The 12949-nt window shown below is 59.5% G+C and carries 12 protein-coding genes, 1 rRNA gene and 1 pseudogene; 2 read left to right on the top strand and 12 right to left on the bottom strand.

Annotated features, from left to right (window positions below; all coding sequences use genetic code 11):
• Positions 1 to 2: 2 nt before the first annotated feature.
• From ubiD to trxA, 3 genes are all read right to left on the bottom strand, one after another.
• Positions 3 to 1502 carry a 4-hydroxy-3-polyprenylbenzoate decarboxylase gene (gene ubiD, locus JKV55_RS08790; RefSeq protein ID WP_202084304.1) on the bottom strand — a complete coding sequence of 500 codons (1500 nt, stop codon included), beginning with the start codon at positions 1500 to 1502 and terminating at the stop codon, positions 3 to 5.
• 112 nt (positions 1503 to 1614) lie between these two features.
• Positions 1615 to 2880 carry a transcription termination factor Rho gene (gene rho / locus JKV55_RS08785; protein ID WP_202084302.1) on the bottom strand — a complete coding sequence of 422 codons (1266 nt, stop codon included), beginning with the start codon at positions 2878 to 2880 and terminating at the stop codon, positions 1615 to 1617.
• A gap of 182 nt (positions 2881 to 3062) precedes the next feature.
• Positions 3063 to 3389 carry a thioredoxin TrxA gene (trxA, locus tag JKV55_RS08780; RefSeq protein ID WP_202084300.1) on the bottom strand — a complete coding sequence of 109 codons (327 nt, stop codon included), beginning with the start codon at positions 3387 to 3389 and terminating at the stop codon, positions 3063 to 3065.
• 115 nt (positions 3390 to 3504) lie between these two features.
• On the opposite strand from trxA, the gene rhlB reads away from it, so the two are divergent.
• Both rhlB and gppA read left to right on the top strand, forming a co-directional pair.
• Positions 3505 to 4821 carry an ATP-dependent RNA helicase RhlB gene (gene rhlB, locus JKV55_RS08775; protein WP_202084298.1) on the top strand — a complete coding sequence of 439 codons (1317 nt, stop codon included), beginning with the start codon at positions 3505 to 3507 and terminating at the stop codon, positions 4819 to 4821.
• Positions 4822 to 4827: 6 nt separating this feature from the next.
• Complete coding sequence (gppA, locus tag JKV55_RS08770) at positions 4828 to 6306, top strand: guanosine-5'-triphosphate,3'-diphosphate diphosphatase (protein ID WP_202084296.1); 1479 nt, start codon at positions 4828 to 4830, stop codon at positions 6304 to 6306.
• A gap of 26 nt (positions 6307 to 6332) precedes the next feature.
• On the opposite strand, the gene hemB is transcribed toward gppA, so the two are convergent.
• From hemB to rrf, 9 genes and pseudogenes are all read right to left on the bottom strand, one after another.
• On the bottom strand, positions 6333 to 7346 hold the full coding sequence (gene hemB / locus JKV55_RS08765; RefSeq protein WP_202084294.1) for a porphobilinogen synthase: 1014 nt from the start codon (positions 7344 to 7346) through the stop codon (positions 6333 to 6335).
• Positions 7343 to 8134 (bottom strand): TatD family hydrolase, encoded by a 792-nt coding sequence (locus JKV55_RS08760; protein ID WP_202084292.1) that lies wholly within the window; start codon positions 8132 to 8134, stop codon positions 7343 to 7345. The genes hemB and JKV55_RS08760 overlap by 4 nt, the downstream gene beginning before the upstream one ends.
• Positions 8131 to 8883 (bottom strand): twin-arginine translocase subunit TatC, encoded by a 753-nt coding sequence (gene tatC, locus JKV55_RS08755; RefSeq protein WP_202084290.1) that lies wholly within the window; start codon positions 8881 to 8883, stop codon positions 8131 to 8133. Before tatC ends, JKV55_RS08760 begins: the two co-directional genes overlap by 4 nt.
• Positions 8884 to 8910: 27 nt before the next feature.
• A pseudogene (gene tatB, locus JKV55_RS08750) lies at positions 8911 to 9243 on the bottom strand (Sec-independent protein translocase protein TatB); the annotation flags it as partial.
• 2 nt (positions 9244 to 9245) lie between these two features.
• Positions 9246 to 9500, bottom strand: a complete 255-nt coding sequence (gene tatA, locus JKV55_RS08745) for a Sec-independent protein translocase subunit TatA (protein ID WP_202084288.1) — start codon at positions 9498 to 9500, stop codon at positions 9246 to 9248.
• Between the two features lie 83 nt (positions 9501 to 9583).
• The gene (ubiB, locus tag JKV55_RS08740; RefSeq protein ID WP_202084286.1) at positions 9584 to 11221 is read right to left on the bottom strand and encodes a ubiquinone biosynthesis regulatory protein kinase UbiB; all 1638 of its coding nucleotides are present in this window, start codon (positions 11219 to 11221) and stop codon (positions 9584 to 9586) included.
• Positions 11218 to 11838, bottom strand: coding sequence for a ubiquinone biosynthesis accessory factor UbiJ (locus tag JKV55_RS08735; RefSeq protein ID WP_202084284.1), 621 nt, complete (start codon positions 11836 to 11838; stop codon positions 11218 to 11220). Before JKV55_RS08735 ends, ubiB begins: the two co-directional genes overlap by 4 nt.
• On the bottom strand, positions 11838 to 12593 hold the full coding sequence (gene ubiE, locus JKV55_RS08730; protein WP_202084282.1) for a bifunctional demethylmenaquinone methyltransferase/2-methoxy-6-polyprenyl-1,4-benzoquinol methylase UbiE: 756 nt from the start codon (positions 12591 to 12593) through the stop codon (positions 11838 to 11840). Before ubiE ends, JKV55_RS08735 begins: the two co-directional genes overlap by 1 nt.
• A gap of 255 nt (positions 12594 to 12848) precedes the next feature.
• Positions 12849 to 12949, bottom strand: a 5S ribosomal RNA gene (gene rrf / locus JKV55_RS08725); the annotation flags it as partial.

The following is a 12949-nucleotide window of genomic DNA, read 5'->3' as shown; positions in this document are numbered from 1 at the left end:
GACTATCCTTTGGTCTTACTCTGTTCGGCACTCGCATCCAGGATCCCGAGTTGATCCCATAGCGTATCGACCCTTTGTTTTACTTCGTCCGTCATCACTATGGGCTGGCCCCATTCCCGGTCGGTTTCGCCCGGCCATTTGTTGGTGGCATCCAGGCCCATCTTGGAGCCCAGGCCGGAAACCGGCGAGGCGAAGTCCAGATAGTCGATGGGAGTGTGCTCGATCAATGTGGTATCCCGCGCCGGGTCCATTCGGGTCGTAATGGCCCAGATCACGTCTTTCCAGTCTCTGGCATTGATGTCGTCGTCGCACACGATAACGAACTTGGTATACATAAATTGTCGTAAAAACGACCAAACGCCCAGCATGACACGTTTGGCGTGGCCGGGGTAGCGTTTTTTCATGGTCACCACCGCCATGCGGTAGGAGCAGCCTTCCGGCGGCAGGTAGAAGTCCACTATTTCGGGAAACTGCTTCTGCAGTATGGGCACGAACACCTCGTTCAGTGCCACCCCCAGCACCGCCGGCTCGTCGGGCGGCCGGCCGGTATAGGTGGAGTGATAGATGGCGTCCCGCCGGCGGGTGATACGCTCCACCGTGAACACCGGGAAGTCGTCGATCTCGTTGTAATAGCCGGTATGGTCGCCGTAGGGGCCTTCCGGTGCCGTCTCGTCCGGATAGATATGGCCTTCCAGCACGATTTCGGCGCTGGCCGGCACCTCCAGATCGGAGCCGACGCATTTCACCACCTCGGTGCGGCTGCCCCGCAGCAGGCCGGCGAAGGCATATTCGGACAGGGTGTCCGGCACCGGGGTCACGGCACCGAGGATGGTGGCCGGATCGGCCCCCAGGGCCACCGCCACCGGATAGGGTTGGCCCGGATTGGCCTCCTGCCATTCCCGGAAATCCAGCGCCCCGCCGCGATGGCTGAGCCAGCGCATGATCACCTTGTTCCGGCCCAGCAGTTGCTGGCGATAGATCCCCAGGTTCTGCCGTTTCTTGTAGGGACCGCGGGTGATGGTCAGGCCCCAGGTGATCAGGGGGGCGGCGTCGCCGGGCCAGCAGTGCTGGATGGGCAGCCGGGTCAGATCGACCTGGTCCCCTTCCAGGATCAGCTCCTGACAGGGGGCGCTTTTCAGCCGCTTGACCGGCATGTTCAGCACCTGCTTGAAGATGGGCAGCTTTTCCATCAGCTCCTTCAGCCCCTTGGGCGGCTCCGGCTCCTTGAGGTAGGACAGCCAGCGGCCCACGTCGCGCAGTGCGGCCACGTCCTGCTGGCCCATGCCCATGGCCACTCGCTTGGGCGTGCCGAACAGGTTGCCCAGTACCGGCATATCGAAGCCCTTGGGATTCTCGAACAGCAGCGCCGGCCCCCCCGCCTTGAGGGTACGGTCGCAGATCTCGGTCATCTCCAGATAGGGGTCGATCTCATGACGAATCCGCTTGAGCTCCCCCTGGGCTTCGAGTTGCGCGATAAAATCTCGCAAGTCCTTATATTTCATAGGTTTGTTCCGAGTGTATCGAGTGGCTGCGGGGATTATACCCGGTTAAGGCGGGCTTGTATCGCCCACAAAAAAACCGCGGTCGGACCGCGGTTTTTTAGGAGAGCGAAAGTTACTTCTGCTGCCGTTTCATGGCTTCGAAGAATTCGTCGTTGGTCTTGGTCATCGCCAGCTTGTCGATGAGGAACTCGATGCCATCGATCTCGCCCATGGGGTGCACGATCTTGCGCAGAATCCACATCTTCTGCAGCTCTTCCGGCGTGGTGAGCAGCTCTTCCCGGCGGGTGCCGGAGCGAGTGATGTCGATGGCCGGATAGACCCGCTTCTCGGCGATCTTGCGGGACAGGTGCAATTCCATGTTGCCGGTGCCCTTGAACTCTTCGTAGATGACGTCATCCATCTTGGAGCCGGTTTCCACCAGGGCGGTGGCGATGATGGTCAGGCTGCCGCCTTCCTCTACATTACGGGCGGCGCCGAAGAAGCGCTTGGGCCGATGCAGGGCGTTGGCGTCCACACCACCGGTCAATACCTTGCCGGAAGACGGCACTACCGTGTTGTAGGCCCGCGCCAGACGGGTGATGGAGTCGAGCAGGATCACCACATCCTTCTTGTGTTCGACCAGGCGCTTGGCCTTTTCGATCACCATGTCGGCCACCTGCACGTGACGGGCCGCCGGCTCGTCGAAGGTCGAGGCGATGACTTCGCCCTTCACCATCCGCTGCATCTCGGTCACTTCTTCCGGACGCTCGTCGATCAGCAGCACGATCAGGGTACATTCAGGATGGTTGTAAGTGATGCTCTGGGCGATGTTCTGCAGCAGCATGGTCTTACCGGCCTTGGGCGGCGCCACGATCAGGCCCCGCTGCCCCTTGCCGATGGGCGAGGCCAGATCCAGCACCCGGGCGGTAATGTCTTCGGTGGAGCCGTTGCCCCGCTCCATCTTCATGCGCTCGTTGGCATGCAGCGGAGTCAGGTTTTCGAACAGGATCTTGTTACGGGCGTTTTCCGGCTTGTCATAGTTGACTTCGTTGATCTTCAACAGGGCAAAATAGCGCTCGCCTTCTTTCGGCGGCCGGATCTTGCCGGAGATGGTATCGCCGGTACGCAGGTTGAAACGGCGGATCTGGCTGGGCGAAACGTAGATATCATCGGGTCCGGCCAGGTAGGAGGAATCGGCGCTGCGCAGGAAGCCAAAGCCGTCCTGCAGGATTTCCAGCACGCCATCGCCGAAGATATCTTCACCACTTTTGGCATGGGCTTTGAGGATAGCAAAGATGATGTCTTGCTTGCGCAGCCGGGCGAGGTTTTCCAGGCCCATGGTTTCCCCAAGCTTTATCAGCTCAGATACTGGGGTATTCTTGAGTTCAGTAAGATTCATAGTGGTGAGTTTCTATCAACCAGGATGTTAAATAGTCAGAAAAGGTCTGCTGGATTGATGCTTGAATACGGAGAGCCCTAGGGCACAAATAGGCTAGCAAACGACCAATAAACTAGCACCAAAAAGAAGAAGCGTCTAGCAAAAAACCAAAAGGGGCGCCTTGCGCACCCCTTGGATTACCATTACAGGTTGGCGTCCAGGAACTCTTTCAACTGAGTCTTGGACAGCGCACCTACCTTGGTTGCCGCCACTTCGCCGTTTTTGAACAGCAGCAGGGTGGGAATGCCACGAATACCGAACTTGGGCGGAGTATCTGCGTTTTGGTCAATATTCAGCTTGGCCACGGTGACCTTACCTTCGTATTCACCGGCCACTTCGTCCAGGATGGGGGCGATCATCTTGCAGGGACCACACCATTCAGCCCAGAAATCGACCAGAACCGGGCCAGCGGCCTTGATCACATCAGCATCGAAGCTGGCATCGGTCAGCTGAACAATTTTGTCACTCATCTCCAACTCCAGTCAGTTGTTTGGCCCCGCCACAGAAAACGTCGGGGCAATTTAGTTGCCCTATTTCAAATGATCCTGTTTATTATTGCAAGCCTAACCTGATATTCTGAACGCTATGAGCAAAACACACTTAACAGACGTAAAATTTGCCCAGTTGGGCCTGCAACCGCAGGTACTGGCCGGACTGGAAGCAAAAGGATTTCACCACTGCACGCCTATCCAGGCGTTGTCGTTACCCCATTTGACTTCCGGCAAGGACATCGCCGGACAAGCCCAGACCGGCACCGGCAAAACCATCGCCTTCCTCGCCGCCACCTTCAACCACCTGCTGACGACCCCGGTCCCCGAAGCGCGCCAGCTGAATCAGCCCAGGGCCATCATCATGGCACCGACGCGCGAACTGGCGGTACAAATCTATAACGATGCCGATACCCTGAGCGACAGTACCGGTCTCAAGCTGGGTCTGGCCTACGGCGGCGACGGCTACGAAAAGCAGGTGCAGGTACTGGAAGCCGGCGTCGACGTGCTGATCGGCACCACCGGCCGCATCATCGACTTCCTCAAGCAACGGGTGATCGACCTGGGCGCCATCCAGGTGGTGGTACTGGACGAAGCGGATCGCATGTTCGATCTGGGCTTTATCAAGGATATCCGTTATCTGTTCCGCCGCATGCCCGGTGCCGATCAGCGCCAGAACATGCTGTTCTCCGCCACCCTGTCGCTGCGGGTACAGGAGCTGGCCTACGAGCACATGAACAGCCCCGAACACGTCCAGATCGAGCCGGAGCGCAAGACCGGCATCCGCATCCAGGAAGAGCTGTTCTATCCGGCCCAGGAAGACAAGATGCTGCTGCTGCTGAGCCTGATGGAGGAAGAGTGGCCCGACAAGGCCATCGTCTTCGCCAACACCAAACACAGCTGTGAAGAAGTCTATGCCTGGCTGAAGGCCGATGGTCACCGGGTCGGGCTGCTCACCGGCGACGTCCCCCAGAAGAAACGACTGAAAATACTGGAAGAATTCACCGGCGGCGTGCTCGACATCCTGGTCGCCACCGACGTGGCGGCCCGCGGCCTGCACATTCCCGACGTTACCCATGTGTTCAACTACGACCTGCCCGACGACGCGGAAGACTATGTACACCGTATCGGCCGAACCGGGCGTGCCGGGGCCAGTGGTCATTCCATCAGCTTCGCCTGTGAAGAATACGTGTTCAACCTGCCGGCGGTGGAAGCCTACATCGAGCACGAAATCCCGGTCAGCAAGTACGACCGGGAAGCCCTGCTCGACGATGTGACGGCGCCCAAGCGCATTCATCATCACAGGGCAGCCGCCAACCGCACCATGCGTGATCGGCAAGGCCAGGGTAGCGGCGGTCCTCGCCGCCCCGGCGGCAATAACCGACGCCGGCGCCCTCAGGGTGCCCAGGGCTGAGCCAAGGTGAAAAACCCGGCTCTGTATGCGGCCATCGATCTCGGCTCCAACAGCTTCCATATGCTGGTGGTGCACGAGGTCGAAGGGGCCTGCCGCACCCTGGCCAAGGTCAAGCGCAAGGTACGGCTGGCCGCCGGCTTGCGGCCGGACGGCAGCCTGGATGGCGATGCCATGCAACGGGGCTGGGACTGCCTGCGGCTGTTTGCCGAACAACTGCAGGATGTACCCGCAGAGCATATCCGTATCGTCGGCACCGCCACCCTGCGGCTGGCGACCAATATCGAACCATTTCTGGCGCGGGCCGAGGCCATTCTCGGTCACCGCATCCGTATCATTTCCGGCGAGGAAGAAGCGGCCACCATTTATGAAGGGGTTGCCTGGACATCGTCCGGCACCGGCCGCCGGCTGGTGATCGATATCGGGGGGGCCAGCACCGAACTGATTATCGGCGAAAGCACCAGCCCCCAGTTACTTAACAGCCTGGACATGGGTTGCGTCACCTGGCTGAAGCGCTATTTTACCGACGGCAACCTGTCCGCCGCGAATTTTGAGCGCGCCATTGCCGCCGCCCAGCAGATCCTGGCGCCGGTAGCAGCCACTTACCTCAAGCTGGGCTGGCAAGGCTGTATCGGCGCTTCCGGCACCGTCCAGGCCATCCAGGAAATCATGGTCAGCCAGGGCGAGAGTGAACAAATCACCCTGGCCAAGCTCAGGCTGTTGCAGCAACAAACCATGGCATGCAACCATATCGATCGCCTGCAACTATCCGGACTGCAGCCGGAACGAACACCGGTTTTCCCATCCGGGCTGGCCATTCTTATTGCCCTGTTCGATACCCTGGCCATCGATACCATGGTGTTAGCCGGCGGCGCCCTGCGGGAAGGGCTGGTATACGGCATGCTGGGCCGGCGCCAGGAGTGCGACGCCCAGGAGCGGACCGCGGACAGCCTGATCGCCCGCTACCAGCTCGACCGCACCCAGGGTGAGCGGGTCAGGAAGACGGCGCTGCGCGCCCTGGCCCAGGTATCGTCAGACCAGGAGCTGTTGGCCCCCATGCTGGGCTGGGCCGCCCTGCTCTACGAACTGGGGCTGTGCATCGAATACAAACGGGCCCCCGAGCACGCGGCCTATATCATCAGCCACATCGATCTGCCCGGTTTCACCTCGGCCCAGAAACAGCTGCTGGCCGCCCTGCTGCTCAACCAGCGGGACGAGTTCAAGCCGGAGCCGCTGGCACAGCAGAGTGCCGTCGACACCGATCAGGCCATACTGCTGGCCCGATTGCTGCGGCTGGCCATAATCCTCTGCCTGCGCCGCACCCGGGGCACAGTGCCCGATTTCCGGCTGGCGGCAGACGGCCATCACCTGACCCTCACCCTGCCCGTCGGCTGGGGCCGCCAACACCACCTGCGCGCCAGCGAACTACAGCAGGAAGCCCACCGCCAGACCGAACAGGGCTGGCCACTGGCAATCATCGAAGCATAAAGAAGGCGCCTAACGGCGCCTTTATTTTACTTTTCTTCCTTCAGCCAGGTGGCGACCCGCTTGGCGAAATAGGTCAGGATGCCGTCGGCCCCGGCACGCTTGAAACACAACAGGGATTCCATGATGGTTTCCCGCTCCTTCAGCCAGCCATTCTGGATGGCCGCCATGTGCATGGCGTACTCGCCGCTGACCTGGTAGGCGAAAGTGGGCACGCCGAACTGATCCTTTACCCGACGCACTACGTCCAGATAGGGCATGCCCGGCTTCACCATCACCATGTCGGCGCCCTCCTGGATATCCAGCGCCACTTCCTGCAGGGCCTCGTCGCCGTTGGCCGGATCCATCTGGTAGCTGGCCTTGTTGCCGCCCTTGAGGTTACCCGCCGAGCCGACCGCGTCGCGGAAGGGGCCATAGTAGTTGGAGGCATACTTGGCGGAGTAGGCCATGATCTGGGTATTGACGAAACCGGCCTCTTCCAACGCCTGGCGGATGGCGCCGATGCGGCCGTCCATCATGTCGGAGGGCGCCACTATGTCGGCGCCGGCTTCGGCATGGCTCAGGGCCTGCTTGACCAGCACCTCGGTGGTAATGTCATTGAGCACATAGCCCTGCTCGTCGATGATGCCGTCCTGGCCGTGGGTGGTGAAGGGATCCAGGGCCACATCGGTCATCACCCCCAACTCGGGAAAGGCTTCCTTTAACGCCCGTACCGCTTCCTGGGCCAGGCCATCCGGATTGTAGGCTTCTTCCGCCAGCAGGGATTTCTGGCTGGCATTGACCACCGGGAACAGCGCGACCAGCGGAATGCCCAGTTTCACCAGCTCCGCGGCTTCCTCCAGCAGCAAATCGACAGACAGGCGTTCCACCCCGGGCATGGAGGGCACCGCCTCCCGGCGCTGGAAACCGGGCAGCACAAATACCGGGTAGATAAGATCGTCCACGGTCAGGCGATGTTCGCGCACCAGCCGGCGGCTGAAGTCGTGCTTGCGCACGCGACGCAGGCGACGGTTGGGAAACCCCCCAAAAACTTGTTCGGTCATGACTGCTCCTCAATGCGGAAAAAGGCGCGGCTGGTCGCCGTGACGGCGGCGATCAGGGCGTCGGGATGCTCGCCCCGGCATTCGGCGATGCGTCGGACGATATGGGGCAAGTAGGCGGGTTCGTTGCGCCGGGAAGCGGGCTTGGGCAACAAATCCCGCGGGATCAGGTAGGGACTGTCGGTTTCCACCATCAGTCGTCCGGCCGGGATCATGCGCACCAACCGCTGCAATTCCCGGCCACGGCGTTCATCGCAGATCCAGCCGGTGATGCCGATATGCAGATCCAGCGCCAGGCAATCGCGCAGCTCCGCCTCGGAGCCGGTAAAACAGTGCAGCACCGCGGCCGGCAAGCGGTCGCGCCAGGGAGCCAGGATCTCCATGAAGCGCTGATGGGCGTCCCGGCAGTGCATGAACACCGGCAGCTGCAGTTCGGCGGACAGGGCCAACTGGGCCTCGAAGGCCGCATCCTGTTGGGGCCGGGGCGAGAAATCCCGGTTGTAGTCGAGGCCACACTCGCCGATGGCCACCACCTGGGGCAAGGCCGCCAGCCGACGCAGCTCATCCAGGCTGTGCTCATCGAAGTGGCGCGCCTCATGAGGATGCACACCGGCGGTAGCATAACAAAACCCGGGGGCGGAAGCGGCATGGTCGGCCACGGCCCGGCTTTCCGCCAGGTTGGTGCCGGTCAGCACCATGGCCGACAGGCCCGCCGCCCTGGCCCGTTGCACCACCAGCGCCCTGTCCTGGTCGAACTGGCTGCTGGTGAGGTTGACCCCGATGTCGATCATGAGCTGCCGTCCCGCTCCTCTTCGTCCCCCTCCGGCTCGCGCACGTAGAAACGGGCAAAGAAGACCCCGACTTCAAACAGCAGCCACATGGGAATGGCCAGCAGGGTCTGGGAGATGATATCGGGCGGTGTCAGCAGCATGCCGACGATAAAGACGATGACGATCACATAGGGACGTTTGCCGGACAGCTCCTTGGGGGTGGTCACCCCGGTCCAGCACAGCAGTATGGTGGCGATGGGGATCTCGAAGGCGATGCCGAAGGCGATAAAGAGGCCGAGCACAAAATCCAGGTAGCTGGCGATGTCGGTCGCTATGGTTACCCCTTCCGGAGCCATCCTGGTGAAGAAGCCGAAGGCCAGGGGAAACACCACGAAATAGGCGAAGGCGGCACCGGCATAGAACAGCAGGGCGCTGGAAAACACCAGAGGCGCAATCAGTCGCTTTTCGTGCTTGTACAGGCCCGGGGCAATAAAGGCCCATACCTGGTACAGCACATAGGGAATGGCCACGAAGAAGGACACTATCAGGGTCAGCTTCAGCGGCGTCAGGAAAGGCGTCGCCACGCCGGTGGCGATCATGCTGGCCCCTTCCGGCAGCTGCTTCAGTAGCGGCTCCGCCAGTATGGTGTAGATATCGTTGGCAAAATAAACCAGGGTCAGGAACACCAGCAAGATGGCGGCAAAGGCCCGAAGTAGGCGATTCCTCAGCTCCACCAGGTGGCTGATCAGTGGCTGCTGCGTTTGACTCATTTAGGATTTATCCTGAGGCTCTTTCGGAGGAGTGGCATCATCGGAGGCGGCTTGTGACCCTGGCTTGTTCTCGTAGGGCCGGTTGACCGAGGCTGCCGCCTCTTTCAGTTGGTCGACGGATTGCTTGAGCTCGGGGCTCAGATCCTTCATGCCGAGCTGCTCGGCCTTTTTCAGATCCCGGTGCAGCTCTTCCATTTTCAGCTCCTGGGCCAGCTCGGTTTTGACCGCATTGGCGGTATCACGTACCGTCTTGAACAGCCGGGATACCGTCCTGATGGCCACGGGCAATCGCTCCGGCCCCAATACCAGCAGCCCCACCACGGAAATGACGATCAGCTCCCAGAAACCGATATCGAACATGATTACACCCGATCTTTATCTTTGGTTTTATCCTGTTCCTGCTGATTCGGCGACTCGCCCTGCTCTTTCTTGTCGGCCAGTTTCTGCTGTTCAAAGTCGGCATCTTTCTTGTCTTGCTCTTCATCACCCATGGCTTTTTTAAAGCCTTTGACGGCAGAGCCCAGATCGGAGCCCAAACCGCGCAATTTCTTGGTTCCGAACAGCAGCACCACGATCAGCACCACGATAAGCAATTGCCAAATACTGATTCCACCCATAACACATTTTTCCTATGTAGACAGTGAACAATAAAAAACCATTATATCCGGGCTTGATGACAAAGAGTTGATACCAGATCAAACTAGCGGGTTATCCGCCGCCACCCCAGCAACCATACAACCAAAGTCAGCACGAGACCAGACATGGCCCACTGGGTTTTCTCCATTCCCAGCAGCAGCGTACTGGCCAGCAGTATGGTGGCCCCCATCGCCAGCAGGAAACGGCCCTGGCCCTGCCCCTTGTTGTGATGGGTGAATTGCTCATACAACCCTTGCATCTGTCGCTGCTGCAGCTTGGCCTGGCGCAGGGAATCGTATACCAGCTCCGGCAGATCGGGCAGTTTTTCGGCCCAGAACGGCGCTTTTTCCCGGACCGCGTTGATCACCGCCTTGTAGCCAACCTGCTGCTGCATCCAATCTTCAAGAAACGGCTTGGCGGTTTTCCACAAATCCAGCTGCGGGTACAGCTGCCGCCCCACCCCTTCCACATAAAGTAAGGTTTTCTGCAGCAATACCAGCTGCGGCTGCACCGCCATATTAAAGCGCCGGGCGGTATTGAACAGGTTCAGCAGCACATGGCCGAAGGAGATCTCGGACAGGGGCTTTTCGAAGATGGGTTCCAGCACGGTACGGATGGCGGACTCGAATTCCTCCACTTTGGTGTCCGCCGGCACCCAGCCCGACTCCACGTGCAGCTCGGCCACCTTGCGGTAATCCCGGTTGAAGAATGCCAGGAAATTTTCCGCCAGGTAACGCTTGTCGTCCCGGTTGAGGGTGCCCACTATACCGCAGTCGATACCGATCCACTGGGGGTCGTGGGGATGATCGTAAGACACGAAGATATTGCCCGGGTGCATGTCGGCATGGAAAAAGCTGTCGCGGAACACCTGGGTGAAGAACACCTCCACCCCCCGTTCCGCCAACAGCTTCATATTGGTACCGTTGGCTTCCAGCGCCTCGATATCGGACACCGGGATGCCATAGATCCGCTCCATTACCAGCACATTTTCATGGCAATAGCTGGGGTAGATCTCCGGTACGTAGAGGGTACGGGAACCCTCGAAGTTGCGCCGCAACTGAATGGCGTTGGCCGCTTCCCGCAACAGGTTCAATTCGTCGATCAGGGTCTTGCGATATTCCTCCACCACTTCAATCGGGCGCAGCCGGCTGCTGCGCTCCGGCACCAGCCGGGCGATCAGCGTCGCCATGGAGCGCATCAGGCTGACATCCGCCTCGATCACCTTCTCTATGCCGGGACGGATCACCTTGATCACGATTTCCTGCCCGGTTTTCAGCCGTGCCGTATGTACCTGGGCGATGGAGGCGGAAGCCAGGGGCTTTTCATCGAAGTCATCGAACAGGGCCTCGATAGGGTTGTGCAGGCTGGCTTCGATCTGCTTGCGCGCGAGGGCGCCATCGAAGGGTGGAACCCGATCCTGCAGCAGCGCAAGCTCCTCGGCGATGTCCGGCGGCAGCAGATCCCGGCGGGTCGACAGCATCTGGCCAAACTTGATAAACACCGGCCCCAGGCTTTCCAGCGCCAGTCGGATACGCTTGCCACGAGACAGATCCGGGTGTCGGTTCTTCAGCCAGAACAGGCTGTTGCGCGCCCAGCGGGCCGGCCATACCTGCAACCGGGCCGGGATCAGCTCGTCCAGGCCATAGTCGAACAGGGTTTTTCCAATCTGATAGAGTCGGAGCAACTCCCGCAGTTTTTTCATGAATGGGTTACCTTATCGGTCAGGGCCGCCAGCCGTCCCTGCAGGCGGATCAGGCGCTTGTTCAGTTCCGCCACCTCGTCATTGAAGTCGGCCAGCTCAAGGGGACCCACCGCCCATCTGGCCTCTTCGCGCAGATAGTCGCCCAAATGGGCCCGGGCACCAGACAGCCGCCGTTCCACGCCGCTTTTCAGCTCTCGCCCGTGTCGACATAACAGATGCGCCATGATATCTCCGGTGTAGGGCACCAGCAGGGCTTCCACATCGATGGCCGGATCCTTGAGCAAGGCCGCCAGATCCTGCCAGGGTTGAGGATCACCCTCCAGATCGATGCGCCCATCGCGGATATATTGCATCAGCAGTCCCTTGTCCTTCAGCAGTCCAAGGGCATCGAGCGACAGGCTGAGATGGCTGTCCGGCTGACCTTCATAGCGCCCCAGAACCTCCAGCCGCTGATCGGAAAACAGCAGGAAACCACTGGCGACCTCGTTCACCGTCAATTGCAGCACTTTTCCCTGCAGCGGCCGTGTTTTTTTCAGGCGCTCGTTATCCTGCAGGACAAGCCGATTGAATACCGTCTCCAGTGTGCCATTCAACAGGGGAAGCAGCAGATCCTTCATCAAAACTTGAACCCGCGGTGCAGGGCCACTATGCCGTCGGTCAGGTTGAAATATTCAACCTGCTCGAGGCCGGCCTGTTCCATCATGCCCTTCAAGGTTTCCTGATCCGGGTGCATACGGATGGATTCCGCCAGATACTGGTAGCTGTCACTGTCTTTTGCTACCAAGGCGCCCATTTTCGGCAGAATGTTGAAAGAATAGAAGTCGTACAACTTGTTCATGATATCGTGCTGGGGCTTGGAAAACTCCAGTACCAGCAGGCGACCACCGGGCTTGAGCACCCGCTGCATGGACGCCAGTGCCTTGTCCTTGTCGGTGACATTGCGCAAGCCAAAGGCGATGGTGATCAGATCGAAGTGATTGTCCGGAAAAGGCAGTTGCTCGGCATTCGCCTGCACATAGGCTATGTTGCTGCCGAGTCCCATATTCCTGAGCTTGTCCCGACCGACCTTAAGCATGGAGTCGTTGATATCCGCCAGTACAACCTGGCCGCTGTCACCCACGATACGGGAAAACTTGGCGGTGAGATCGCCGGTTCCACCGGCCAGATCCAGTACTTTCTGTCCCTTACGCACTCCGGAACAATCAATCGTGAATCGTTTCCATAACCGGTGGACACCAAAAGACATCAGGTCATTCATCAGGTCATACTTAGCGGCCACAGAGTGGAACACACTGGCGACCATCTGCTCTTTTTCATCTGCTCCCACCGTCTTGTAGCCAAAGTGGGTCGTCGACTTATGCTGTTCTGACATTCTGAAGACACCTATAAAATCAAAGTGGGTAGTGTACTGCAAATGTGCTGGCTGAACTAACGAGAAGCAAGTTGGCAGCCGGTTATCTGCGTTCCCAAATAGGTAGACATGATACCGTAAACCACCTGTGGACACACATTCAACAACACTTTAAGCCATTGACCTTATTCGAATAATGGTAAGGGCTCGGAGGGGGAAGAAAATCATGCAACGAAAAAAGCCCTTCACAAACGTGAAGGGCTTTTTATATTGGGTGCCTGGCAGTGACCTACTTTCACATGGCAGCTGCCACACTATCATCGGCGCGGGTGCGTTTCACTTCTGAGTTCGGCATGGGGTCAGGTGGGACCACAACG

The organism is Zobellella iuensis (genome assembly GCF_016746085.1).
GTDB lineage: Bacteria > Pseudomonadota > Gammaproteobacteria > Enterobacterales > Aeromonadaceae > Oceanimonas > Oceanimonas iuensis.
The sequence above is the reverse complement of the archived record's forward strand: the minus strand, read 5'-3'. Positions and strand labels throughout refer to the sequence as shown.